At 37.7% G+C, this 25,913-nt stretch carries 28 protein-coding genes; 14 read left to right on the plus strand and 14 right to left on the minus strand.

What is annotated here, in order from left to right; translation table 11 throughout:
• Positions 1–297: 297 nt before the first annotated feature.
• Positions 298–1,575, minus strand: a complete 1,278-nt coding sequence (locus tag CSB87_RS07625; protein ID WP_031953407.1) for a hypothetical protein — start codon at positions 1,573–1,575, stop codon at positions 298–300.
• Positions 1,576–1,702: 127 nt separating this feature from the next.
• Between CSB87_RS07625 and CSB87_RS07630 the strand changes: the two genes are divergently transcribed.
• A complete protein-coding gene (locus CSB87_RS07630) occupies positions 1,703–2,497 on the plus strand; it encodes a class I SAM-dependent methyltransferase (RefSeq protein WP_031953408.1) in 795 nt (264 codons plus the stop codon).
• A 15-nt stretch (positions 2,498–2,512) separates the two neighbouring features.
• The gene (locus CSB87_RS07635; protein WP_031953409.1) at positions 2,513–3,046 is read left to right on the plus strand and encodes a hypothetical protein; all 534 of its coding nucleotides are present in this window, start codon (positions 2,513–2,515) and stop codon (positions 3,044–3,046) included.
• Between the two features lie 48 nt (positions 3,047–3,094).
• On the opposite strand, the gene CSB87_RS07640 is transcribed toward CSB87_RS07635, so the two are convergent.
• Together CSB87_RS07640 and CSB87_RS07645 are read right to left on the minus strand one after the other, a co-directional pair.
• On the minus strand, positions 3,095–3,667 hold the full coding sequence (locus CSB87_RS07640) for a hypothetical protein (RefSeq protein ID WP_004884649.1): 573 nt from the start codon (positions 3,665–3,667) through the stop codon (positions 3,095–3,097).
• A 139-nt stretch (positions 3,668–3,806) separates the two neighbouring features.
• Positions 3,807–4,274, minus strand: a complete 468-nt coding sequence (locus CSB87_RS07645) for a Holliday junction resolvase-like protein (RefSeq protein ID WP_002048811.1) — start codon at positions 4,272–4,274, stop codon at positions 3,807–3,809.
• Between the two features lie 158 nt (positions 4,275–4,432).
• Between CSB87_RS07645 and CSB87_RS07650 the strand changes: the two genes are divergently transcribed.
• The 4 genes from CSB87_RS07650 (at position 4,433) to yccS (ending at position 9,357) form a co-directional block, all read left to right on the plus strand.
• Positions 4,433–5,077: a ParA family protein gene (locus CSB87_RS07650; RefSeq protein ID WP_002048798.1), complete on the plus strand. Its 645-nt coding sequence runs from the start codon at positions 4,433–4,435 to the stop codon at positions 5,075–5,077.
• A 125-nt stretch (positions 5,078–5,202) separates the two neighbouring features.
• Entirely contained in the window at positions 5,203–6,321 is a 1,119-nt protein-coding gene (locus CSB87_RS07655) for an AI-2E family transporter (protein WP_004711728.1), read from the plus strand.
• Positions 6,322–6,437: 116 nt separating this feature from the next.
• Positions 6,438–7,013: a superoxide dismutase family protein gene (sodC, locus tag CSB87_RS07660; protein WP_006580736.1), complete on the plus strand. Its 576-nt coding sequence runs from the start codon at positions 6,438–6,440 to the stop codon at positions 7,011–7,013.
• A 193-nt stretch (positions 7,014–7,206) separates the two neighbouring features.
• Entirely contained in the window at positions 7,207–9,357 is a 2,151-nt protein-coding gene (gene yccS / locus CSB87_RS07665) for a YccS family putative transporter (protein ID WP_031953414.1), read from the plus strand.
• A 36-nt stretch (positions 9,358–9,393) separates the two neighbouring features.
• Here yccS and CSB87_RS07670 read toward each other — a convergent pair whose 3' ends face one another.
• On the minus strand, positions 9,394–10,623 hold the full coding sequence (locus CSB87_RS07670; RefSeq protein WP_031953416.1) for an MFS transporter: 1,230 nt from the start codon (positions 10,621–10,623) through the stop codon (positions 9,394–9,396).
• Between the two features lie 368 nt (positions 10,624–10,991).
• Positions 10,992–11,357, minus strand: coding sequence for a hypothetical protein (locus CSB87_RS07675; RefSeq protein ID WP_031953418.1), 366 nt, complete (start codon positions 11,355–11,357; stop codon positions 10,992–10,994).
• 221 nt (positions 11,358–11,578) lie between these two features.
• Here CSB87_RS07675 and CSB87_RS07680 point away from each other — a divergent pair, with 221 nt between their 5' ends.
• Both CSB87_RS07680 and CSB87_RS07685 read left to right on the plus strand, forming a co-directional pair.
• The gene (locus tag CSB87_RS07680) at positions 11,579–12,166 is read left to right on the plus strand and encodes an NAD(P)H-dependent oxidoreductase (RefSeq protein WP_006582570.1); all 588 of its coding nucleotides are present in this window, start codon (positions 11,579–11,581) and stop codon (positions 12,164–12,166) included.
• A 13-nt stretch (positions 12,167–12,179) separates the two neighbouring features.
• A complete protein-coding gene (locus CSB87_RS07685; protein WP_004711717.1) occupies positions 12,180–12,494 on the plus strand; it encodes a putative quinol monooxygenase in 315 nt (104 codons plus the stop codon).
• Positions 12,495–12,539: 45 nt separating this feature from the next.
• Here the strand turns inward: CSB87_RS07685 and CSB87_RS07690 are convergent, their stop codons facing one another.
• The gene (locus CSB87_RS07690; RefSeq protein ID WP_002051640.1) at positions 12,540–12,908 is read right to left on the minus strand and encodes a hypothetical protein; all 369 of its coding nucleotides are present in this window, start codon (positions 12,906–12,908) and stop codon (positions 12,540–12,542) included.
• 185 nt (positions 12,909–13,093) lie between these two features.
• Between CSB87_RS07690 and CSB87_RS07695 the strand changes: the two genes are divergently transcribed.
• Entirely contained in the window at positions 13,094–13,882 is a 789-nt protein-coding gene (locus CSB87_RS07695) for a hypothetical protein (protein WP_031953419.1), read from the plus strand.
• Between the two features lie 66 nt (positions 13,883–13,948).
• Here the strand turns inward: CSB87_RS07695 and CSB87_RS07700 are convergent, their stop codons facing one another.
• Positions 13,949–15,358: an FAD-binding oxidoreductase gene (locus CSB87_RS07700; protein WP_002051720.1), complete on the minus strand. Its 1,410-nt coding sequence runs from the start codon at positions 15,356–15,358 to the stop codon at positions 13,949–13,951.
• Between the two features lie 378 nt (positions 15,359–15,736).
• Here CSB87_RS07700 and serA point away from each other — a divergent pair, with 378 nt between their 5' ends.
• From serA to CSB87_RS07715, 3 genes are all read left to right on the plus strand, one after another.
• Complete coding sequence (serA, locus tag CSB87_RS07705) at positions 15,737–16,969, plus strand: phosphoglycerate dehydrogenase (protein ID WP_002051786.1); 1,233 nt, start codon at positions 15,737–15,739, stop codon at positions 16,967–16,969.
• Between the two features lie 98 nt (positions 16,970–17,067).
• Complete coding sequence (locus tag CSB87_RS07710; RefSeq protein ID WP_004884668.1) at positions 17,068–17,952, plus strand: EamA family transporter; 885 nt, start codon at positions 17,068–17,070, stop codon at positions 17,950–17,952.
• 90 nt (positions 17,953–18,042) lie between these two features.
• Positions 18,043–18,906: an EamA family transporter gene (locus CSB87_RS07715; RefSeq protein WP_031953420.1), complete on the plus strand. Its 864-nt coding sequence runs from the start codon at positions 18,043–18,045 to the stop codon at positions 18,904–18,906.
• A gap of 7 nt (positions 18,907–18,913) precedes the next feature.
• Here the strand turns inward: CSB87_RS07715 and CSB87_RS07720 are convergent, their stop codons facing one another.
• The 3 genes from CSB87_RS07720 to truB all read right to left on the minus strand — a co-directional run bounded on the left by CSB87_RS07720 (position 18,914) and on the right by truB (position 21,270).
• Positions 18,914–19,357 (minus strand): hemerythrin domain-containing protein, encoded by a 444-nt coding sequence (locus CSB87_RS07720; RefSeq protein WP_002051715.1) that lies wholly within the window; start codon positions 19,355–19,357, stop codon positions 18,914–18,916.
• Between the two features lie 211 nt (positions 19,358–19,568).
• Positions 19,569–20,345 carry a sulfite exporter TauE/SafE family protein gene (locus tag CSB87_RS07725; protein ID WP_004711708.1) on the minus strand — a complete coding sequence of 259 codons (777 nt, stop codon included), beginning with the start codon at positions 20,343–20,345 and terminating at the stop codon, positions 19,569–19,571.
• A gap of 19 nt (positions 20,346–20,364) precedes the next feature.
• Positions 20,365–21,270 (minus strand): tRNA pseudouridine(55) synthase TruB, encoded by a 906-nt coding sequence (truB, locus tag CSB87_RS07730; protein ID WP_002051694.1) that lies wholly within the window; start codon positions 21,268–21,270, stop codon positions 20,365–20,367.
• A gap of 153 nt (positions 21,271–21,423) precedes the next feature.
• Between truB and CSB87_RS07735 the strand changes: the two genes are divergently transcribed.
• Together CSB87_RS07735 and CSB87_RS07740 are read left to right on the plus strand one after the other, a co-directional pair.
• Positions 21,424–22,458 (plus strand): lipase secretion chaperone, encoded by a 1,035-nt coding sequence (locus tag CSB87_RS07735; RefSeq protein WP_002051740.1) that lies wholly within the window; start codon positions 21,424–21,426, stop codon positions 22,456–22,458.
• Positions 22,459–22,572: 114 nt separating this feature from the next.
• Positions 22,573–23,514: a lipase family alpha/beta hydrolase gene (locus CSB87_RS07740; protein WP_079377864.1), complete on the plus strand. Its 942-nt coding sequence runs from the start codon at positions 22,573–22,575 to the stop codon at positions 23,512–23,514.
• A 51-nt stretch (positions 23,515–23,565) separates the two neighbouring features.
• On the opposite strand, the gene rplS is transcribed toward CSB87_RS07740, so the two are convergent.
• From rplS to rpsP, 4 genes are all read right to left on the minus strand, one after another.
• The gene (gene rplS, locus CSB87_RS07745) at positions 23,566–23,934 is read right to left on the minus strand and encodes a 50S ribosomal protein L19 (protein WP_002051668.1); all 369 of its coding nucleotides are present in this window, start codon (positions 23,932–23,934) and stop codon (positions 23,566–23,568) included.
• Positions 23,935–24,149: 215 nt separating this feature from the next.
• Positions 24,150–24,905 (minus strand): tRNA (guanosine(37)-N1)-methyltransferase TrmD, encoded by a 756-nt coding sequence (gene trmD / locus CSB87_RS07750; RefSeq protein ID WP_004884678.1) that lies wholly within the window; start codon positions 24,903–24,905, stop codon positions 24,150–24,152.
• Between the two features lie 46 nt (positions 24,906–24,951).
• Complete coding sequence (rimM, locus tag CSB87_RS07755) at positions 24,952–25,500, minus strand: ribosome maturation factor RimM (RefSeq protein WP_031953422.1); 549 nt, start codon at positions 25,498–25,500, stop codon at positions 24,952–24,954.
• Positions 25,501–25,519: 19 nt separating this feature from the next.
• Complete coding sequence (gene rpsP, locus CSB87_RS07760) at positions 25,520–25,771, minus strand: 30S ribosomal protein S16 (protein ID WP_000260334.1); 252 nt, start codon at positions 25,769–25,771, stop codon at positions 25,520–25,522.
• Positions 25,772–25,913 lie beyond the last annotated feature (142 nt).

Here is a 25,913-nt window from a genome sequence, read left to right on the forward strand (position 1 = left end):
ACAATAAAAAACAATTAATTAATAACCTTCGAATCAATCATTGTATTTTAATCAACCTAATACTATTTCTTTAATTTATATAAAAACAAAAACCATTAATTTTTAAATATAATAATTTTTCGCTTAATTTATCATGGCTACTTTTAGCCCTATCTTTATTTAAAAATTAATCGCATTATTTATTTAAATAATGACTTTTGATTTTATATACAAATAAATTAATAAAAAAATATTTTTTGAGCAAAAAATAAAGCCCAAATTTGAAGATTTGGGCTTTATTTAATCAGTAAATTAAAATTAATAACTGGTCAGTACAAATTGTTGCGATGGTTGAACTGAACCTTCAATGTAGTCACAAACGCCTTGTTCATCACAATCTAAATTAAATTGCTTGTAGCTCAATGCAAAAAAATCAGCATATTGTTTAATGACAAACGGACTCATATCCGAGCTTAATGCATCACCTTGTTTGAATAATTTAATAATTTTTCGGTCATTCATACCTAACAAATAAATTTCATTATTTAATTCAATATGTGCAACTCCTGTCCGCTCTGTCGCAATTGGAATTAGATACGATGTGTTTGCTAGCACAACATCTATAGCATAAGCTTCAAGCTTTAAATTAATTAAATTGAATACCAAGACTGTATCAGAGTGAGTCTGCAAACCTTTTTTATAAGTTGCAGCTTGCTGAATGTACTGAATTTTAATTCCAAGCTTTTGAAAATCGTGCTCAGTTGCCTGCTTTGTTTTTAAAAGACTACGTGTAATCGCTTGCTTGAGCGGGTTATCTAAATAACGTTCATCTAATTGAAAATCATTTTGACGTAAAATTTTTAATAACATGCTGTCATGGTATGTCAGCACATTCGCAAGTACATTACGGTAATAGAATTTACTTTGTTTTTTGATTTTACGCACATGTTGATAGAAATACGTTTCATCAAATTCATGCTCAATAAAATCATGTAACAGACTTGAGCTTGCCAATACTGATAAAGCTTCATGCCCTGTAAAAGGTAAATGAACCGTATGTAAACTTGGCAATAGCTCTTTTATTTTTAAGTAATGTTCGCGATCGACAGCAAAGTAAGGGTCATAAACAATAATATATTCACGACTTGCATCTACATCTTGCTGTTGAATTTGCATATCTTTATTTGCAACAGCATCAAAGAATTCAGCATAGCGGCGGTCTTCGACCTGTTCAGGGTCAATTGAATATTGAGGTACAAATGCAACGATTCGATTCATGTTTAAAAGGTTCGAATATTTGATTGCTGCATAGCCGCCCATTGAGCCGCCATAACCTACAATATTTTTAAAACGCTGAATAATAGTCAAAATGGCTTTGGTCATTTCAACCATACTGGCTTTTGGGAACCATGATTTTTGTTTTGGCATAATCCCAATAACATTGTATTGGTACTTTATTAGAGACTTTTCAGCATTGATAGATAAGCCACTCGCTCGGGTAATCAAATCGCCAAAAGAGAGAACTAATGTATTAGAATCGCCTTGTAAAAAAATGGCTCTAATGTGTTCGTCTTCAAAAATAATTTGCTTATCCATGCTCACACCGAAAGAAAATTTACTCCCACATACATCGTCAAAAATGAAACAAAATAGGTGTTTTGCCAATTTATGATTGCGGAGTATCTTATTTTATAGATGCCAGTCAGATTAAAAAGCGCAAAATATGACACAATCCTTACATCCTGCCGCTCAAAAAGGATTCAGCTCCGCTGCGGAGCTTTATCAGCAAGTTAGGCCGAATTATCCAGCAGAAATAGTCAGTTGGCTGCAAGAACGTCTCCAAATACATGAAAATTCTACTGTTATTGATCTTGGCTCAGGTACTGGCAAATTCTTACCCTACTTAAAACAAACACGTGCCAATATTATTGCAGTAGAGCCAATTGGCGAGATGTTACAACAGCTTCAGCAAGCCTATACTGATATTAAAACTTTACAGGCATTTAGCCATGCTATTCCGGTAAACGATCAACAAATTGATGCGGTCATTTGCGCTCAATCTTTCCATTGGTTCGACAACATGGAAACACTGACCGAAATCCATCGAATATTAAAACCACAAGGACATTTAGGTCTCGTTTGGAATCAGCGTGATGAGCGTACAGACTGGGTGAAAGCCTTAGCAGATTTTTTACTACCTCTTGAAGGCGATACGCCGCGTTACCATAGTGAAAAGTGGAAAAAGGTTTTTGAAAACCAAAATTTATTTATTTTTGACAGTTTAGAAACTTTTTCGCAATCACAGCATGGTACTGTCGAACAAGTGGTGAGTAAAAGATTACTCTCTACAAGTTTTATTGCAGCAATGACTGAAAAAGATCAATTACAGCTCAAAGCTCAATTTGAGAAAATTATTTATGATTTTACAGGCCTAGGCCCACAAGATCAGATTGATTTTCCATATGTCACATATGCATATCATTTTCAAAAAAGTACGTCGTCAAATCATAGAGAATAGGTTCGGTTGAAAGCTATGTTTAAAAAAACGCATCATATCATTTTAATGTCTTTGCTCAGCTCTAGCCTATTATTGACTGCTTGTAAAAAAGCAGATGAACCAGCAAAGACTGAGCAATCTCATACAAGTTCATCTACTGATCAGGTGATGGAAAAGCTCAATGAAAGGCCTGTTAAAAAGTTCGCAGCCACTGCTGACGATGCGCATGACATTGCTTTATTAGAAGACTATGACCGTCGCTTTACTGAAATGAGCGATGAGATGGAAACTGAATTAGAAAAAATGCATGCGGCAGGTACACTCACCACAGAGTTTGAACAAAAACGCACGCTTGATAATGTTCGCTCAGCATTGACCATGTTAAAAGACCTCGACTTAAAAACTGAACAAGGTCGCTATATTCAAGGCTTACTTTATCAATATTGGGAAAACCAAGAAAAACACATCAGTGATAAACAGGCCAATAAAGATGAACAAGTCAATCAACTTGCTGACTACTTACAAGCTCAGAACCAGTTGAAATACTGGAAAGCTTCACAGCAGCATTAATTTTATAGTGTGCAATAAAAGGCCTTCTGAACAAGAAGGCTTTTTAATTTATATATTTTGTTTTTCAACCCAATGAATCGATTGAACACGGAATAACTCACAAGCACCATCACCTGTATCAGTTGAGGTTAAAGATGACCGCCAAACTAAATTTTTATCTTTAATTTCGACCAAGTCACCTTTGAGGTATACCAAGTCACCGCGTTTAACTTGTTTAATTTGTTGAGCAATTTGAGGACTCGCAGGAATGATGTGCATATTAGACACCATTTGCATCGCTTGCTCAGCAGGTACAGGAAGCTTACTCATTTTCCAGTTCAAATAGCGGTCATACTGTTTAACTGAAATGGTACGAGCAATATCTGGTTGAGCAAATAGCCCCCAACTTACCGCATAATCGATCGGTGAGAACTTAGCTTGTTCATCATTTTTATAAATTTTTGAACCTAAAATTCTAAAATTGCCTTGAAATGGCTGTAACACAGAAATTGACTGATCTTTTTCAATCGGTAACAAACCATTTGCAATATTATATTCACCAGAAGTAGAGGCCGTCGAAGCAAAAGCTGAGCTGATACATAAAGAGGCCAATAAGCCTAACATTACATGTTGTTTTTTCATCGCTTTATACCTCAAATATTACTAGATCAAATGCAGCAGATCTCTAATTTATAGTAGCTCTAAGCGATGAAAAAAATATCGGTATTTAGTAACAATACAGATCAATTTCGTCTATTTTTGTGCCTAATTAAATTGATTGTTAATCTTCAAAATCAATTCGCAACGTTTCAAAGCGTACCTTTCCTTCTTTTATTGCTTGAGCAATTGCTTGCTGTCCTTTGGTTAGACGAGCTCCCCCACTTTTAATATCAAGCAAGATAATCTGGATATCCTCGGCAGTTCCATCTCCATCTCTAAAATCGGTATAGCCATCAAAAATAACGTAATCAACCGGGTCACCCAGAAATTTGGCATCACTTGGTAAGTATTGAAACTCAGGTAAAATCGGAGCAAATTGTTCTGCCATTTTACCTTTTAATACAGCGCGGCTTGTATTCACACTCCGCTTTTGTGCCTGGGCAAGGGCCTGTTGATGCTCAAGCTCTAACTCTGCAATGTATTGCTCGTATTCAGCCTTGATTCGACCATTACGGGTATTTGATAAAATAAGCGTTGTGATAATAATACCAATACCAGCACCTATAAGCATGGCCAGCCATACGGACATAAATTTTCCTTAATAAATACATATCATCACGGTAGATGAGCAATCATATCTAAAATTACGAACTAGCTTAAACTTTTGTCAAAGGCAGTCATCTACTTCTCATAAAAAGATGCTAAGGTATAAGCAGAACAAGTGTGCTGCTGAATATAACTGAATTTATGAAAACGATACTTATTGCAAATCAAAAAGGTGGATGCGGAAAAACCATGACAGCCATTACGTTGGCAACAGCTTTGGCACAAAAAGGATATAAAGTAGCTTTAGCGGACTCTGATAACCAGAAATCTTCCTTACAATGGTTAAAGCAACGTCCAGAAAATGTAGCTGCAATTCAAAGCCTTGATTGGCGCCAAGAAAAATCTATTGGTGATGCACCTAAAAATTTAGATTATTTAATTATTGATGCACCCGGCGCTCTTTCAGGCGACCATGCTGAACAATTAGTCAGCGAAGCTCATGCCATTATTACACCACTTCAACCTTCATTTTTTGATATCGACAGTACACGTCGTTTTCTCAAGCATTTGCAGGATATTAAACGTATTCGCAAAGGAAAAGTACAAATTTTACTGCTTGCAAATCGTGTTAAACCGAATAGTGCTAGCTCAAAAGATATTCAGCAATTTTTTGAAAAAATCGAACATGAACCGATTGCATGGATTGCAGAGCGTAGTGCTTATGGCAGTTTAGCAATGCAAGGTTTGAGTGTGTTTGATAAACCACAAAAAAACTTTATTGCAATTCAAAGCCAGTGGCAGCCACTTTTAAATAAACTAATCGAAGATAAGTCCGAGTGGTTTTAAAAATAACTTTTTCATTTTTATTGAGCAGGAATGTATAGATCAGCATTTCTGCCTAAAATTTGCCTCAGGTCATTTTTCAGTTAATATGACCCCATTCTATTTAAATAATTAGAGAATTTTTGTTCGTGCATCCATACGCTCCTACTTTACAGCGCGTTTTATTGTTTGGGCTGTTTTTCATCCTGTTATTTTTAGGATTTAACATCCTGAAGTACTTTATTGTACCTGTAGTTTGGGCTGCGATTATCGCCTACATGACTTGGCCAATTTATTTAAGAATTCAGCGTTTTTTTGGCGAAAACCGTAATAATTTAAATGCCACAGTCATGATTAGCTTTGTTATCTTAGTTGTTGGTGTACCCCTAATCTGCGCTATTTTTATTCTGCAACATGAAGGCCGCAATCTGTATCTTGATTTACAGCGTCAGGTTTTTTCTGGTCATTTAAGCGTACCTGATTTCATTAAAAATCTTCCTTTTATTGGCAAAGAAATAACCAGAACACTAAATGATATAAACACCGACCCAAATAGTACGATTCAGAGTATTGCCGTTTGGATACAAAGCCATTTAAGTTATGGGCGAGTTTTAATCAATGAAATTAGTAAAAATCTCGTCAAACTTGGTTTTGCAATTTTAAGTCTTTTCTTCTTTTACCGTGACGGTCACACGATCTTAACTCAAGTGAGTAAAGCCTTAGAAATGGTGATTGGCCTACGTATTCACCATTATCTAGATACAATTTCAGAAACAACCCGTGCCGTTGTCTATGGTGTCGGTTTAACTGCAATTGCTCAAGCAGTACTTGCTGGATTGAGTTATTTCGTCGCTGGTGTACCGAATCCAATGGTGCTCACGATTGCGACGTTCTTATTAGCACTCATTCCCTTCGGTACCCCTGTTTCCTATTTAGGTGTTGGTCTATGGCTGTTTTCACAAGGGCAAACCATGGAAGCCATTGGCGTGGTTTTATGGGGTGTTCTGATTGTAAGTAGCTCAGACAATGTGATTCGCCCACTTGTAATTTCTGGTGCAACTCAAATTCCGTTTTTACTGATTATGTTTGGTGTACTGGGTGGTATTGCGAGTTTTGGTTTAGTCGGTTTATTTATTGGCCCTGTTATTTTAGCTGTTTTATTAGCGATTTGGCGTGAATGGCTTCATGAAACGATTGATCCTGAACCCATGCCCAAAACGACCATGATTTATGATTCGGATGATGATTTACCACCATCTAAAAATTAAGCCAATGATTTAAAAATGTTTCAGGATACAAAGTGACTATTTAAATTAACTTGTAGGGTTTACAGGACTTTGCTTGAATAAAAAAATTAGATTTATATCTATAAGGACATCTAATAATGCCAGTATTAAATAAAATGAGTGCAGTATGTGCACTAACAGCTTTATTAACAGTTGGTTGTAGTACGGTAAGCAAAACAGTATCTGATACGACTCATGCATTAACGACAATGCATACCAAAAAAGTAGTCGATGTAAATGAAGTCACAGCTAATGGGATTGGTAAAAAAATCGGGACGATTAGCTTTCAAGACAGTGATAAAGGCTTAATTATTACCCCTGCTTTAGCAGATTTACCAAGCGGTACTCGTGGTTTCCATATTCATGAAAATGCATCGTGTGCTCCTGCTGTTAAAGATGGAAAACCAGGTGCTGCTTTAGCTGCAGGTAGTCATTATAATCCTAATCAAGCACCACATCATGGTACGCCAACTAACGGGCACTTGGGCGACTTACCAGCATTAGTCGTTGACAATACTGGTGTAGCTACCACTGCTGTTATTGCGCCACGTTTAAAACTTGCTGACATTCAAGGTCGCGCAATCATGATTCATGCGGGCGGAGATAACTATTCAGATTCTCCTCTACCTTTAGGCGGTGGCGGAGCACGAATTGCCTGTGGCGTAATTCAATAATTTGTTATTTTTTAAATTGTGGGTATCTAAAAAGATATCCACAATTTTGTTATTTTATTAAGCAGTTTAGACAAATTAATTATTATAAAATCTTAAAAACAAACTGACTTTTTTAAATAAAACGCATAATATTTTTCAAGTAATAAAAATTTAAATATTCCTTATCACGTACCCTCTCATTTAGAAAAAAGCCGTGAATTATTTGACTCAAATATTTAATCGTTTTAAAGCGAATTCAATTTTAATTTACTGCCTGCAAATTTTAATTGTACTCACAGGCACAACTTTAGGCTTACTGTGGTTGGGCCATAACGAACTCATTGTTCCTGTAACGTTAGGTGCGATTGCCGCAGCACTAACCGATTTTGACGATCGCTTAAGTCTTCGTTTACGCAACTTACTGTATGTCTGCCTACTCTTTTTTACTGTCAGCACTATTCTTGGATTTTTAGCACCCTATAAACTTTTATTTATTTTATATCTTTCAATTTCAAGTGCTTGTTTCATTTTATTGGGCGCCTTAGGTCAGCGCTACGCTACCATTTCTTTTGGTACAATTTTACTTTCAATTTATAGCATGTTTGGTTTAGGAGAATATGCTCACTGGTATCAACAGCCTACTTATTTTGTCTATGGCGCACTGTGGTATGGCATAACTTCTATTTTATTTTTTATTCTTAAACCAACACTTCCTTTACAAGATAAACTTTCACAAATTTTTGAAGAAATCTCTGCCTTACTTCAAGCTAAAGCGCGCTTGTTCGATCCTGATAATAAAGAAAATGTTGAACAGCTTTTATTTGAATTATCACTACAAAATACGCAAGTCGCGCAAAGTCTTAACCAAATACGCAGCTCCCTGCTTACTCGCCTTAAGGCATCACGAGTGAGTAATAAAAGTATTTACTGGTTAAACCTGTACTTTTTTGCCCGCGATATACATGAACAGGCGACTTCTAATTATCTACACTACGAACATATTCAACAAAATTTTAGCCGTAGTGATCTTATTTTCCGTTTTCAAAAAAATCTACGTTTACAGGCCCAAGCTTGCCACGATTTAGCCCAATGTATTTTGCATAACCAGCAATATCAGTCTTCTCAAGAAGGACAAATTGTTTTAAACCATTTGGAAAGTTCTTTAAAAGACTGGATACAACAGCACCCGCAAAATTTTGAAGTTAAAAATCTAAAATTGATTTTTAATAATTTAAAAGGCATGCATGAACAATTTGAACAGCTTCAATATACTCAGCCGTTTAATGAAACGCTAAGTCAAAACAAACAAGAACACCTCAATTTGCTAGATGATGATATTCAAGGTTTTTCTGACCTTGTCTTAAAAATTCGGCAGCAACTAACACCACAATCTGCCCTATTTAGACATGCAATACGAATTGCGGTTGTGTTTGCTGCGGGTTACGCAATTTCTCTATTACCTTTTGCCCAACATGGCTACTGGATTTTACTCACTAGTTTATTTGTTTGCCAAATTACTTACTTTGCAACCAAAAGCCGTTTAAAACTTAGAACAATTGGAACCTTACTTGGCGTTTTATGGGGTATTCCTATTTTGTATTTTGTTCCAAGCATTGAAGGTCAACTCATTCTCACTATTATTTGTGGAGTTAGCTTTTTCTACTTGCGCCAGAAGAAATATGCGTTGGCAACACTGATGGCAACCTTAATGGTATTGCTCATTTTCAACTTAAAAGGCGCAGGTTTTAGTATTATTTTACCTCGTCTAATCGACACCTTATTAGGCTGCTTTATTGCATGGCTTGCTGTTAATTTTATATGGCCAGACTGGAACTTTCGTAATATTCCAAACAATATTAAAAAAAGTAGCCAAGCCACCCTGGATTATTTCAATATGATTGTTGAGCAATACCAGCATGGTAAAAATCAGGACATTGAATATCGTAGAATTCGCCGTGCTGCACATAATGCACAAATTGAGCTCTCGAATATGATTTCGAGCTTAAGTGCTGAGCCCAACCCAAAACCAGAGCTGATTCATTACGCCTTTCGTTATTTAGTTTATAGTCATAGCCAGTTGAGTTATGTCGCAGCATTAGGTAGCCAAAGACAAAAAATTGAAGATCAACATGTATTACAGCTTTTACTAGATTGCCAGCAAATTCTTAACCAAAGTTTATTTGAACAAGTTTCTGTTGACTTGAATTTTATTGAGCAAACTTTAAAGCAAATTCAAAGCTTAACAACTCATGAAGACTTTTCAGAAAGCTACACGCTCGTGTTAAAACAAATGAGCTTACTATTAGAAACCTTGCCTGAGTTGTTGACCCTTAAAAACAAACTTTTAGAGCAAGAAATTAAGTAGAATAAAAAATACCGGAATATAAATTCCGGTATTTTTTTAATGTAAATTTTGTGCAACTCTTTCCTGCATTTCCTCTTTTAAGGCCAAGCGTGGTTGAGTAAACCACAGTACGATAAATGCAAAAGCAGATAGCACGAAAGCCCATAAGTGAAATTGAGTATAGAGATAACGTACAAGCTCAATCATTGCAAAAAAGCTCGTCATTAATAGCATTGAAACAGCAGCAGCTACAGTTCCTTTCGACACTTCAGATGACATAAGTGCAAAGCGATACAACACTGAGAAACTAATTCCTTCACCAAAGCAAATAAGTGTCATGCCCGTAAGTAAACAAGGAATTAAATAGGTTTGCCAGACAACACCTAATATTAAAATGACTGTACCAGTGAGCATAATTGGTAAACCAATCAGGACTGTTCTACCTAAAGCCAAACGGTCAATAATTTTAATTAAAACGATGTTACCTACAATTAAACCTAAAAATACTGGAAATTGAGCTAATCCATATTGCACACTCGTTAGCTTGAGCTCATCGACCAAAATAATTGGCGATAATGCAATCCAAAGCATAAGCGGCATACCGACAAGCGGTAAGGCTAGCGTTAAACCAAGGAATTGCCGATTGCTAAATACTTTTTTAAAGTCATCAAAAAGATAACTAAAAGGCTGTTTGGTCACACTTACCTTCTGACTCGGCATTTGTTTCTTTAAGCCAACCCAACTCAGCAGCGCAAGTAAAGCAATTGCCACAAAACCCCAGTGCCAAGATACATAATCAATTAAGAAGGCTCCAAGTACAGGTCCTAGCAAGGGCGCAAGCAATGAGATATTTGCCATGAGTGCCATGACTTTAATTGCATCACGTTCGGCAAAATTTTCTTGAATTGCCGCATATCCGACTGCTGAAATTACGCTTAATCCAATACCTTGTAAAAAACGTAATGTCAGAAAGTGTTCAATTTGTCGCGTTAATAAAATTAAAAAACAGCACAAGGCAAAAAATAAAACACCGGTCAAAAGTACTTTTTTACGGCCTAATCGATCTGACAAAGGTCCTAGTAACCATGCAACAGATGCACCACCTAATAAATAAAATGACATTGAAGACGGCGCCCAAGTTGCACTTACACCGAAATCTTCAGTAATTGCCAACATCGCTGGCTGAATCAGGTCATTACCAATATAAACCGCAAATTCAAATAGCACTAAAGCTAAAGGAAACATCAACGTTGTACGGTTCAACGCTGTCGTTTGAATATTTTTCATGAGTTGTACACTTCAAAATAGCGGCCAAAATGTCTCAGCAACTACATATTGAAATAAATAATGTAGTCATGACGATGACAGTATGGTCAGTCAATCTTTAGTTAAGCTGTTATATGCCGTGAGAGTGCATGTTTAGAATGTGAAACACCGTATTCACAAGGTGTCTAAGACAAGAAAAAATGTATGACGTGAGATTCGGTAATTTTTACCATTTGGCTTAATTGCCGGATGACACAATATCACTTTTTATATTGATCAGCAATCGGACAATTTCAACCATTTTAAATTCTATATTTTGCTTAGCCTCAACCCACTTTTATATTGTGAATAACTCTAAAGTTATCCACATATCTTCTAAGGATTCAGCCTTAAGGACAAGGGTTAACTTGAAAATCTGTTGTTTCCTGCCCTTTTGTACATTGGTAGCTTTGCTTTTTATTTACGATTTTCCAAATGGTCTGATCACGTTTTAATAAATATTCAGTACGTGTTTTTGATATAGCATTTTCACTAGGCACAGTTTGTAAAATAGTTACTTGTGCATTAGAAGCATCATCCAAAGCATTCATTTGCTGTGAAATACTTAAATTACTTGCGTTATTTAAAAGGTTTGGTTGATCGATCAAAACAGCTTGTATCGGACTATTAGCTTGAGGTGTAGGTGGGTTTGTATTCGGTGTACATGCACTCAGAACCAATAAATTACACATCATGAGTAAACCAATTTTTTTCATACTCAACTCCACCACAACTTCACCTTGATGCTAAAGGCTACAAACAATTTTTTCCGTTCAACTTTGTAAAATATATCTTTCAAGTAAAGCATAAATACAATATATCCAGTCCATATTAGTGATTTTTACTCAATAATATTTTTCCAATTACTGCATTTTTCTCTAAGAGTATCTTCTCTAAAGTATCGCTCAAGTTTAAGAATTGAATTAGAGAAACTTCCATGAGCAATATTTTAGTCATTAATGGCGCTAAACAATTTGCGCATTCAAATGGTGAATTAAATGACACACTCACGGCATTGGCAACGGACCATCTCACTGAACTAGGCCATGACGTACAAGTCACTCGTGCAGATAGCGACTACAATGCAGAAGCTGAGGTAGAAAAATTCTTATGGGCAGATGTCGTGATTTATCAAATGCCCGGCTGGTGGATGGGTGCACCGTGGACTGTAAAAAAATATATTGATGATGTATTTACGACAGGTCACGGTTCATTATATGCAAACGATGGTCGTAGCCGCTCTGATGCCTCAAAAAAATATGGTTCAGGTGGTTTAATTCATGACAAGAAATATATGCTGTCACTCACTTGGAATGCACCGATGGAAGCATTTAATGATGCAGATCAGTTCTTCCACGGCGTTGGTGTAGATGGTGTTTATTTACCATTTCATAAAGCCAATCAGTTCTTAGGTATGAGTACCCTACCAACATTTATTGTAAATGATGTAATTAAAATGCCTGACATTGATAGTTACGTTGAAGAATATAAAGCACATCTAAACACTGTATTTGCAGCAGCCTAATCCGGAGAAAACCATGCTTACCATTATTGCGGAAATTCGTACTCAATCGGGTGGACAGCACCGCCAAAACGTATTGGATGCATTTCAGAAAATCATTCCAACTGTTTTAGCAGAAGAAGGTTGTCATGGTTATGAACCTTTAATTGACCATAAATCAAATGCGAGCTTCCAGACTCAAGAGCCTGACACGATTGTTATGTTAGAAAAATGGGAAAGCGTGGCTCATCTTGAAGCACACTTAGCTACACCTCATATGCAAGCGCATCATGAAGCAGTCAAAGATGATGTCGTTGATGTCAAAATTAGAATTTTAGAGAGTGGCGCATAATTTAAAGGGTATAAAAAAGACGATATATTTATCGTCTTTTTATTTTTATGAGCAAAGCTGTGTTTGGAAACCTTTAGTATTTTTTCCTCTCGCACATTGGTAGCTCTTTTGCTTATTTTGCAATTGCCACTTTTCATCGACTAATTTAAATGAATATTCTGTACGAATAGCTGAAACAGAGTCATCCATTAAACCTGTTTGAATGACCGTAATACGAGAAACAGTCGGAGACTCTACACGGTTAAACACTTGCTGAACTGAGGTGTTATTGTGCTCTTTTACAATCTCAGGTTGAGCTTTAAGTACTTGTTGCATTGGGGTTTCCGAACCCACAAATGGAATTAATTTACTGGTCGTCGCACACCCAGTGAAAAGTCCAGCACAAAGAGCTGAAATCAAAAATAAACGTTGCATCTTTATCACCAAAACAAAAGGCATAGCTTTATGATGCTATGCCTTGCTCGGTTACTCTGTAGAAACTATGTAGTTGTAAGTATGGCTACTCTTTTACAGACCAAATATTTGTTCTTGCTTACTCAACTTTAATTACAATCGTTTGATAAAATTAATTTCAAATACACATAACAAATAGGATTGTTATGCAACTGACTTATGCGGGACAAGTTTTCTTGGTGGTCGTTGCAGTTTTGATGATTTGGTCATTTGTACTCACCAAGTTTTGGGTCAAGCGTTTAGCTAAAAATCGTAAAAGTAGTAAATTTGAATTTGCTTATTTATTTGCCGTGGTTTTTAGTATTAGTGCTTTATTTTTCCCATTTACTTATTGGGTTTCTCAGGCAGTCTACGGCTTAGCAACCAAACCAACTTACGATGCAACTGTAGTGAGTTATACTTCTGAATGGGTAGATACTGAACGCACAGACTCAAATGGGCGTAAATATAAAACTAAAACACTCATGCATACTGCTCAGGTTCAATTTAAAGATAATCAAAATAGAACTCTAACTTTAGATAATTCAGTTCGCTCTGTTGATATGCCTGTAGTTGGTGAACATATTACTGTTGTTTATGAATCTGGTGATCACACAGCGCAAGAAAAGAGCTGGCGAACAATTCTATTGTTTGCAGCCGCTTTATTTATGCTATTTATTTTAGGTTATGTGTTGCTCATGATTATTGCCTACAGTCTAAAGCGCGACATGGAACCCTACAAAACATTTGCTAGCATGTTAATTTTTAAAGTCACGCTTCCACTTGGAACAATGGCGATGTTTTCGATGTTGTCTTATTCTATTTTTGCCTATTTCTTTTTAGGTAATCCAAGGGATTTACCTCTATGGGCCATTGTGCTTTGTAGTTTTTTTGCTCTTAGTCTTTTACCGTTGATTTATCATATTCTGACAGGTTGGAAAGCGTACAAGAAATAAAAAAATTAATAAAAAAGCGCATCTTACGATACGCTTTTAGCAGAACTTCTTTTATTTAATAAAGCATTAGAGATCAAATAATTTACCCGGGTTCATAATACCTTTCGGGTCAAATACTTTTTTCAAAGCTTTCATATATTCAATTTCTTCAGGAGAACGCGAATATTCCAAATATGGCTTTTTCGTCATACCTACGCCATGCTCGGCAGAGATTGAACCATCGTATTTTTTCACGGTATCAAATACATATTTATTCACAACCTGACACTTCGCAAAGAACTCATCTTTGGTTAAGTTTTCAGGTTTTAAAATATTTAAGTGTAAGTTACCGTCACCAATATGACCGAACCAGCAAATTTCAAAGTCAGGATAGTTCTCTTGAACAATCGCATCAATTTCACGAATAAATGCAGGTACATGAGTAATTAATACAGAAATATCATTTTTGTATGGAATAAACGGTGCAATTGATTCAGAAATATCTTCGCGTAAACGCCATAAACTCTCTACTTGGTCAAGGCTTTGGCTCATCACGCCATCAAGTACCCAGCCCTGCTCCATACAGTGCTCGAAAATTTCCATTGCTTTGTCGATAATCGGCTCGTATGGTGCTTCAAACTCAAGCAATACATAGAACGGACATTCGGTTTCAAATGGACGTTGTACATGACCATTGTTTAAAACTTTTTGCATTGCAAGTTCACCAAAGAACTCAAATGCTGTTAAGTCGATATCTTTTTGGAACGCATGTAATACAGGCATCACTGCATCAAAATCAGGAACACCTAAAACTAAAACTTGTAAGTTTTGTGGTTGACGCTCAAGTTTAATTTCTGCTTCGGTCACTAAACCTAATGTACCTTCACCACCAATAAACAAATGCTGTAATGCATAACCAGTTGCATTTTTAACCATGCCTTTGTTTAAACGTAAAATGTCGCCTTTACCAGTAACAACAGTTAAACCAAGCACCCAGTTACGTGTCATGCCATATTTAATGACTTTAATACCGCCAGCATTGGTACCAATATTACCGCCAATCTGACTAGAACCCGCTGATGCAAAGTCAACCGGATAATACATACCTTGTTCTTCTGCATAATTCTGCAATTGCTCAGTCACAACACCAGCTTGAACACGCACCATACGATCTGCCGGGAAGAACTCAAGAATCTGGTTCATTTTGTCCATACTAATGACAATTTCACCATTGGTTGCTACTGCGCCAGCAGAGAGACCAGTACGGCCACCAGACGGCGTAATCGCGACATTAAACTGGTTCGCAAGTTTTACAACTGCCTGAACTTGTTCAGTCGTTGATGGAAAAACGATGACCGATGGGTTCGGATTAAAATGCTTGGTATGATCTTTACCCCAGTTTTCGAGACTATCAGCATCGGTTTTAATACGGTTTTCACCGACGATTGCTGTTAATTGGGTGAGTAACTCAGGTGTTAAAGCGACTGGAGCATTCATCGTTTGCAGACCTAGCAAGAAGTAAACTGTGGTGGGATTATGACCTCATATTCTCAAGGTTTTCACCTGAGCAAAGCCATAATGTTCAAGGAACTTCTATATTCTACATGTAACCGCACAAGCGATAAAGTTCATAATAGAGATACTGTCACTACAAAACATGTTTAAAACCAATAAATGTGTTTTTATCAGGCTCCGAAGGAAAGTCTAAGCCTTTAAGAATACCAAGCATATTTCATAGCGCTCGGCAAGCCATAAACAGAAGTGATTAGACATAGATAAAATTGCCATAAGGCGATGGTATAAACGAAATATCTATAGCGCTGCCCAGTATGTTATTATACCGCCACCAAATTTGGCCTTTGTAGCGGAGCCGTAATGAGCCAACATCTTTCACTACCTAAAGATAAAATCCGTTTCCTTTTGTTAGAAGGCGTTCACCAAAACGCAGTCGATACTTTAAACGCTGCGGGTTACACCAATATTGACTATCGTAAAACTGCTCTTGAAGGCGAAGCGCTTAAAGAAGCAATTAAAGATGCTCACTTTATTGGTATTCGTTCGCGTACCCAATTGACTGAAGAAGTTTTCGAAGCTGCAAATAAATTGATCGCAGTAGGTTGTTTCTGTATCGGAACAAACCAAGTTGATCTTAAAGCAGCAATGGCACGTGGTATTCCTGTATTCAACGCACCGTATTCAAATACGCGTTCGGTGGCAGAGCTTGTACTTGCTGAAACAATTCTTCTTCTTCGCCGTGTTCCTGAAAAGTCAGCGGCTTGTCATCGTGGTGGTTGGGACAAATCTGCTGTGGGTTCTTTTGAAACTCGTGGCAAAACTTTAGGTATTGTGGGTTACGGTTCCATCGGTTCTCAACTTTCAGTTCTTGCTGAAAGCATGGGTATGCATGTTATTTATTATGATGCAGTCACTAAGTTACCAATGGGTAATGCTCGCCAAGTTGGTTCTTTAGATGAACTTTTAGCAACTGCTGATGTTGTGACTTTACATGTACCAGATGTTCCGTCTACACGTAACTTCTTTACTAAAGAACAATTTGCAAAAATGAAAGAAGGCGCAATCTTCTTAAATGCTGCACGTGGTACATGTGTAGTAATCGAAGATTTAGCTGATGCAATCAAATCTGGTCACCTTGCAGGTGCGGCAGTTGACGTATTCCCGAAAGAACCAAAAGCAAATGGTGAAGAATTCCAGTCTCCACTTCGTGGTTTAGACAACGTGATCTTGACTCCTCACGTTGGTGGTTCAACGATGGAAGCTCAAGCAAACATCGGTTTAGAAGTAGCAGAGAAATTCGTTGCTTACTCTGACAAGGGTATGACACTTTCTGCGGTAAACTTCCCAGAAATCGCATTGCCATTAACGGCGGGTCAACACCGTTTACTACACATCCATAAAAACGTACCGGGTGTATTGTCTAAAATCAACAACTTGTTTGCTGAACAAGGCATCAACATTTCTGGTCAGTCTCTTATGACTAAAGGTGACATTGGTTACCTCATTATGGATGTTGACGCTTCTGCATCTCAAGAAGCTTTAGATACATTACACGAAGTTGAAGGCACAATTCGCGTACGCGTATTGTTCTAATTCGAACTGTAAATTTAAAAGCCACAGCATTGTCTGTGGCTTTTTTATGGGTATTTACATTATCATGTGAAAAGTATACCAATTGATCAAATAATAAAATGTCCAGTCCAAGCCAGAAATCCCAGCTCCATGCTTTGGGCTTCCTTATTCTTGCTATGTTGAGCGTCCAAAGTAGCGCATCGTTAGCTAAAGTTTTATTTCAGAGCTTTCCCGTTTTGACAGTGTCTGCAATGCGTTTATGTATTGGAGCGTGTATTCTGGCTTTTATTTTTAAAATCTGGCGAATTAATTTTAGTCAGGTTCGATGGAAAGCGATTTTGGCTTATGGCTTTGCTCTTGCAGGCATGAATGCTCTTTTCTATTTATCTCTTGAACGTTTGCCGATCGGTATTGCAGTTGCATTTGAATTTATTGGCCCATTAAGCGTGGCTTTATATCATGCTCGCCAAAAATATGATTTTGTATGGGTCACTTTCGCAATTCTTGGACTCATTTTATTATTTCCTTTTAATCAAGCTCATAGCTTGGATTGGATCGGCGTTTTATTTGCAATGAGTGCGGGCGCATGTTGGGCGCTTTATATTATTGCAGGACAAAAACCTTCTGGAATTTCAGGTAATCACACCGTTTGTTTAGGTATGGCTATAGGTGCTTGCATACTTTTACCAATTACATTTTTTTCAGGCTCAATTGCTCAAGTTATAGAGCTGCCCTATCTTTTTTATTTTATTGGCTTAGCAATTTTGGCCAGTGCGCTTCCGTTTTCTTTAGAAATGTTAGCACTACGCAATTTAACCCCACTAAGCTTTGGAACATTGATGAGCCTAGAACCTGCAGTTGCAGCCCTTTCTGGCTTTATATTTTTAGGCGAATATCTGTTATGGAACCAATGGTTGGCACTCGCAACAATTATTACTGCTTCCGTCGGTTGTACCATAACGACTCAAAAAGCTCGTCAACAACGTGAAAAAACAGCAGGTTAACGCTATGAAACCTGCTGGTTAAAACACAATATTGGCTATAATTAATCACTCTTATTTTTTAAATATCAAATGAAGCGTTAAGGTATGTCCATGCAAAATCTTTCAATTATTGCTGTGCTATACATGATTTTGTCGATGGTCTCATATCAAATCAGCGCCTCATTTGCTAAGCAACTTATTGCAGCTTTGGACCCCCTTACCGTTACTATCTTAAGGTTATGTTTTGCCACAGTTATTGTTGCGGTCATGTTTCGCTCTTGGAAAATCTGGTCGCGCTTACCCTACTTAAAATGGCGTGATTTATTGATGTACTGTGCATCTTTAGGGTTAATGAATATTTTATTTTATACGTCGCTTGGAAAATTACCCCAAGGGATTGCTGTTGGATTAGAGTTTATTGGTCCATTAGGTCTTGCGCTTCTTTCGATTAAACAAAAGAGCGACTACATTTGGGTAGCGCTTGCCATGTTAGGTATTGCACTTATGGTACCTTGGCAAAACCCAGTTCAGCACCATTTCTCATATATAGGTGCAGCATGTGCTCTAGGTGCTGGGCTTTGCTGGGCGTTCTATATTTATTTCGGCCATAGAGTTGTGACTCAAAATATAGGAATGCATGCATTAACAATTGGAATCGGCGTATCTGCACTTGCATTACTACCAATTGGTATTTGGCATAATGCGCCTGCATTACTTGAGACACAGTACTGGGGTAAAGCATTACTTATCGCTATTTTAGCGACTGCAATTCCCTATGCACTCGACTTAATGGCACTCAAACAACTCAATAAATTAACTTATGGCACTCTAACGAGTTTAGCACCAGCATTGGCAGCATTAACGGGTTTCCTATTACTTCACGAAGAAATCAGCATGCTGCAATGGGTGGCTTTGGCTTGCGTAATGCTGGCCTCGATTGGAGTTACTTTAAGAAGTACTAAAAAAGCTGCATAGGTTTAATCTACTGCTGCTTTTTATACTTTTTATATTCCTTTAAATATTTATTGCCGAGCGTTTCTTTTTCGCTGTCTTTAAGAATTTTTCCAGCTTGTTGAAAAAATTTATGCTCTTCTTCTTTTAAATGATGATGAACTTTTTCACTTAACTGTCTGGCAGTGGCCAACCAGCTTGGGCTACTCATATCCGTTTTTTCAAGCTGTTCAACCAACTCATCCATTTCATGATGTTCAGATAAGGCATGTCGAGTAATATCCAAACCCACATCGTCAAACATTAAAGGAATATATAAATAACGGTCCTCGGCAACTGAATGAGCATAGAGTTCATTTTTTAATGCATCAAATAATTGTTTTCGTTCTTCAGTTAAACCATGAGTCTGGATTAATTGTTCAGAAAGGTTACGTTGATTTTCATGGCTTTCTCTTAATGCTTCGAAAATATTCATTCTCTTCCTCATTTTTTAGCTAAAAAATCTTTTTTATTTCAAGGTTTATGATACGTTGAAATTTATATTGTTTACGTAGCTTAAAATGAGACTATTTTTTACACAGTTTTCTTTCTAGTAAATTTCTGTAATGATTTTTATATTTCGAATTTTAAATGATACATAAAAGTATGAACCGAACTCAAAGACAGCTCATACTTTCAATACTATTTTAGCCCGTGACAAAAATTTGATACCCTAAACGGCAAATCAAGATACTCACCAAAATTAAAAAGATAATACGGACAAAACCACTACCGTATTTAAGCGCGGTACGCACCCCAACAATAGAACCAATAACGTTTGCAGCTGCCATCATTAAACCGATATGTAAAATAGCGTGACCAGTTGGAATCAGAAAACTCAACGCAGCAAGATTCGTCATGAAGTTACCGATTTTTGACAATGCTGAAGCATGTAAAAAATCGACTTGTAAAAAGCGGATAAAGAAAAAGATAAAGAAACTACCCGTACCCGGCCCAAAAATACCGTCGTAAAAGCCAATCGCCAAACTACCAATACCTGCTAAAACTAGCATTTTCGTAGTAATTTTTTGCTCAGTATGAACTTGACCAAAGTTCTTTTTTACTAAGGTATAAATAGCAATTACGATCAGCATTACAAATACAAAAGGACGTAATACAGATTGTGGAATAAGTGATAAGCACGCTGCACCAGCAAATGAGCTAATGAGAGCACAAATGGCAATGACTGCCAAAAGCTTCCATTGCAACTTCACTCTTTTTGCAAACGTATAAGCCGCCGATGCAGTACCAAAAATCGATGAAACTTTATTTGTACCAATAACCGTTGCAGTCTGCATGGACGGGAAAGTACTCATGATGCCGGGAATCTGGATGAGTCCACCGCCACCAACGGCAGCATCAATTGCTCCCGCAGTAAACGCAAAAAAGATCAAACTAAGGATAACATCCCATTCCATGCCCATGCTCTATACTCTACATCTACTACAAATTTAAGATACGCTTAGGTACCAACCGTTTTTTATCAGTAATCTCAGCCAAACCTAAACAGCGTTCACCCGAAAAAACCAAAACTTCTGCTTCCGCAGAATGATCAATATTGCTTTCTAAACCATTGCAAAAATATTTTTCCCTTCCTTCAGGAACCTGAATTTTTAAGAAATGGTCAATTGGCGCATACACTGGTAGTAACAAAGTTTCTCTTTGCTCTTCCGTTAAGCTTTCTAAATATTCAATGGTATAACTTGGGATTAACTCAAAATGCCCCGTTTGAATACGGTGAAGCATTGTCAAATGACCACCACAGCCAAGTGCCTCACCAATATCTTCACCTAGCACACGAATATATGTTCCTTTAGAACAGGTTACATCTAGAGTGATACTATTTTCGGTAAATTCAATAAGCTCTAAAGCATAAATCGTAACTGGGCGCGCTTCACGTTCAATCTCGATTCCTTTTCTAGCAAGCTCATATAACGGCTTGCCCTCTTTTTTTAACGCCGAATACATCGGTGGAACTTGTTGAATATCTCCCCTAAACTTTTCTAAAGTTTGCTCAATAAGCTCTTTGCTAAGAACAGGAATAGGACGTTCTTGTAAAATATCGCCTTCAACATCGCCTGTTGTTGTAGTTTGGCCTAATCGAACAGTCGTCTGATAACGCTTTGTCGAGTCCAGCAAATAATGTGAAAACTTAGTGGCCTCTCCTAGACAAATAGGAAGTAAACCAGTCGCTAATGGATCTAATGCGCCAGTATGGCCTGCCTTTTGGGCACGGTACAGCCAACGCACTTTTTGCAAAGCGGCGTTTGAACTGAGCCCTAATGGTTTATTTAATAGAAATACACCACTGATATGGCGACGAGAAATTTTTTGATTTTTTGTCGTCATTTTTACTGGAACACAAAGCTAGAAAAAAGTGCCGACATGTTAGCAAATTCGGTAAGATATTTTCAGAATATTTAGATGCGTTTTCACTTATTTTATGGCACATTAATGATCGAGTAAAAAAACAACAAATTAAAACTTAAGGAAGATATCTTTATGCAAAGGATGCAGAAAAAGATATTGTGGTGTGTGCTCGGATTTTTTATTTTGAGCCTCATCGCATGTGTATATTGGCTAAGCCCCGATTCGAAAAGTAGCTCACCTCGGTTCAATCAGGATGAGACTAAAACTTTAACATCTACTCATCAAACACCTTTAAATTCAATAACAAGTGATAATGCTTACTTAAGTAAAAGTCAGCAAGATACTCAAGTTAATTGCCAGTTAAAAATTGATAGTTCTCAACATTTAGTTGTAAATAACCAAACCCGTGACTGTTTTGAATATTTTATTACACAGTATGGAGAATCTAATTTACAACAAGTCAAAACGCATTTTGAGAAATTCATACAAGATCAGTATTTAGAACCAGCCCGCTCACAGATTATTGACTTGTGGACTCGTTATTTAAAATACCGTGAGCAGCTTGCACAAATTCAACCACCTCAATCTAAACAACAAGATCAAAATTATTTTCAAAAGATCTTTAGTTCAATTCAAGATATTAGAAAGCGTTTCTTCTCTGCATCTGAAATTGAAGGACTCTTTTCAACAGAAGATATCTATCAGAACTACACATTAGATCGCATGAAAATTTTGGAAGATTCATCTTTAAGTGAAATTGAAAAAGCTAAAAAGCTAAAAGAACGCTTTGAACAGCTACCAGCAGACTGGCAACAAAATCTGCAAGAACTATCAAAACTTGATGATTTGCATACACTGACCAAACAAATTAAAGCTCGCAATGGTTCAGCGGAGGAACTGCGTCAAATGCGTACAGCACTTGTAGGAGCTGAGGCAACACAAAGATTAGAAACTTTAGATACGCAGCGTAATGCTTGGCAACAGCGAGTTACAGGCTTCTTAAAACAGCGAGATGAAGTTCTCAATAGCAATATGAGTGATAGTGCTAAAAATCAAGCAATTCAACAACTACGCCAACAACAATTTAGCTCATCACAGGAACAACTTCGTCTTCAAACTTTTGAAAAAGTCCATGACCAAGGAGGTGAACTACCATTTAACTATTAGGCTTTTCTATTTCAAAGTGAGCCAAACCTTATCCAGCAGTAACAGCTGCTGCTCATACAAAATAAAAATAGTGAGTAAAAAATGAAAAGGAACTTAATATTTTTCTGTGCTGCAATACTCTCAGGACTGAGTATTTCAGCAACCCATGCCACAAATGCAGAGCAAGTAAAAAGCTCATTTGTCTATTCGAATTATGCTCAAACCAAATATCCATTGGTTTTTAATCATGGTATGGCCGGTTTTAGCCGAGTTGGGACAGATACGCTTGGTCTTGATTATTGGTATCAGATTCTTCCTGACCTTGCGCGTAACGGAGGAAATGTCTGGGCAACAAGGGTTTCACCGTTTAACTCAACCGAAGTTCGCGGAGAACAACTTGCCCAACAAGTAGAAGAAATTATTGCTATTACGGGAAAACCTAAAGTCAACTTAATCGGACATAGTCACGGGGGACCAACAGTTCGCTATGTCGCTGGTATCATGCCAGAGAAAGTTGCTTCACTTACTACTATCGGAGCACCTCACAAAGGTTCTCCAATGGCAGATGTCATCCTGAATGTTGAGGGTACTCCTCTGTCTGGACTGGCAACATTAGTAAACTGGTTTTCAGCAGCGATTACTTGGGCAGAAGGCCTAGATCCAACTAGTTATCCGCATGACTCTTTAGCTGGCGCTCATAGTCTCTCAACTCAAGGCTCGGCACAGTTTAATGCACAATTTCCAATGGGTGTTCCTACCACATCTTGTGGTGAAGGTGCTTATCAAGAGAAAGGAATCTATATGTATTCATTCTCTGGCAATAAAGCACTCACAAATCCATTAGATCCTTTTGATATTGCATTAACAGGAAGTAGTTTGGTTGTTGACCCACTGGGAGATAACGATGGACTAGTTTCTAGATGTAGTGCCAAGTTTGGTAAGACTATTCGTGATGACTATAACTGGAACCATTTAGATGAAGTCAACCAAGTGCTTGGTATACGTTCTATTTTTGCAGCAGACCCAGTCTCGGTTTATCGTCAACATGCTAATCGTTTAAAACTACAAGGATTATGATTCCAAATAAAAAAATGCGCCAAAAGGCGCATTTTTTTACTCGGTATAAGCTTACGCTTTACGAGCTGGTAATTTTTCACGAATACGTGCAGCTTTACCAGACAAGTCACGGAGGTAGTAAAGTTTAGCACGACGAACGTCACCACGACGTTTCACTTCGATTTTAGCAACAACTGGTGAGTGAGTTTGGAATACACGCTCAACACCAACACCGCTAGAAATTTTACGTACTGTGAACGCAGAGTTCAAACCACGGTTTTTCTTAGCGATAACAACACCTTCAAATGCCTGAAGACGTTCACGATCACCTTCTTTTACTTTAACTTGAACAACTACTGTGTCACCAGGAGCAAATTCAGGAAGGTCAGTTTTTAACTGTGCATTTTCAACAGCTTGAACTAAAGGATGTTTACCACTCATTGTGGGAATCTCCAATATGTGCGGAGTCAGAAGAGGTCTGAGTTTCCGCTGGGGATAGAGGCTAAAAACGCATATCAACCCGTTTAACTTTCCCTTTACGACAATCGTAAAGAGCCTTAATTACACACAAATCTATAAATTTAAATAGACTTATGGTTTAACTCGAAGCATTGCTTCTCGTCTTGTGTTAGAACTTTCGTTCTTGAGAATAGCAATTAAGAATTACCGCCATTCTCTTGTATATCTTTCAGCCATTTTTTTTGCTGTTTAGTCAACTCTACTTTTTCTACCAACTCTGGTCGGCGTTCTAAAGTCCGTTGATATCGCTGCAAAAAACGCCACTTTTCAATGTTGGCATGATGTCCTGATTTTAAAATTTCAGGGACATCCAAACCTTCAAAATGGTCTGGCTTAGTATATTGCGGACAATCTAAAAGACCATCTACAAAAGAATCCTGTATCGCTGATTGCTCATCTGACATTACATTCGGCAAACGGCGAATAATACTATCAAGCAACACCATGGCAGGTAGTTCACCGCCAGATAAAACATAATCTCCAATTGACCATTCCTGATCAACATAATGCTGGATCAAACGTTCATCGACGCCTTCATAACGTCCACACAATACAATCAAGCCGTCATAATCAACAAACTGCTGTACTGCCTGTTCATTTAAAGTTTTGCCTTGTGGAGACATATACACCACAGGCACATGAACACATCCTGCTTGCGAAGCAAGTTGTTTGGCATGGTTAATTGCTTTTGCGAGAGGCTCAGCCATCATTACCATACCAGGACCACCGCCAAATGGACGTTCATCCACTCTCCGGTAACTCCCTTCAGCAAAATCACGTGGATTAATACAAGTGACTTGTACAATGTCACGCTTTGCTGCGCGTCCGCTAATCCCGTAGGCTGTAATCGCTTCAAACATTTCAGGAAAAAGCGTAATGACTGCAAAAAACACCGCAGACTCCTCTATTTTCCTGCTGCGTTAATCCCCTAAAAAAGGATTAATAATCTACGCCCCAATTGACGTAAATGCGACCAGCTTCAAGATCAACGCGTTGTACCACGTCTTTATGCCAAGGAATCATGCGTTCTTCTGAATCAATGCTGTCTGGTGTAGCACGTACAACCATCACATCATTAGCTCCAGTTTCAAACAACTCATGAATTTGCCCTAGGTTTACTTCCTGTTCTTCATCATCAAGTCCTAACACCGTTAAGCCTTTCAAATCTGACCAGTAGTACTCATCTACATTTGCTTTTGGCAATTGAGATTTAGCAATCCAGATATTAGCGCCAACCAAGCTCTCTGCTCCAGTGCGATCACTCACACCTTTTAAAGAGACAACTAAGCCTTTGCCATGTGGTTTCCAACGTTTTACATCAACTGTTTGCCAACCAGCCTTGGTCTCAATGTACCAAGGCAAGTAGTCAAACATATTGCTCATGGGTTCCGTATTGGAATACACCCAGAGCCACCCATTTAATCCATAAGCTGAACGTAACTGTCCAATCTGAATACGATCTTCGGGAACATTCTGTGTTGGTGTCATGGGCTACCTACTACAATAATTATGCAGTAGCTTTTTTAGCTTGAGCAGCCAAAGAAGCAACACGTTCAGAAGGTTGAGCACCTTGAGAAACCCAGTGAGCAAAACGGTCTGCGTCTAAACGAAGTTTTTCTGCTTGACCTTGTGCAGTTGGGTTAAAGAAACCGATACGCTCGATGAAACGACCATCACGTGCATTGCGGCTATCAGTCACAACGATTTGATAGAATGGACGTTTTTTTGCGCCGCCACGTGCTAAACGAATAACAACCATGATAAAAGCCTTATAATTCTTACGGATTATCCCTGCGCCGACCATCGGCAACACTTCAAACCCCTTTCATAGAGGGCGACATTCTACGTGATTTTCACCCTGAAAGAAAGATTAAATTTTGAGTTATCCGCAGTTTTGAATT

The organism is Acinetobacter sp. AR_0276, from assembly GCF_003000705.1.
In the GTDB taxonomy this organism is placed as follows: Bacteria; Pseudomonadota; Gammaproteobacteria; order Pseudomonadales; family Moraxellaceae; genus Acinetobacter; species Acinetobacter nosocomialis.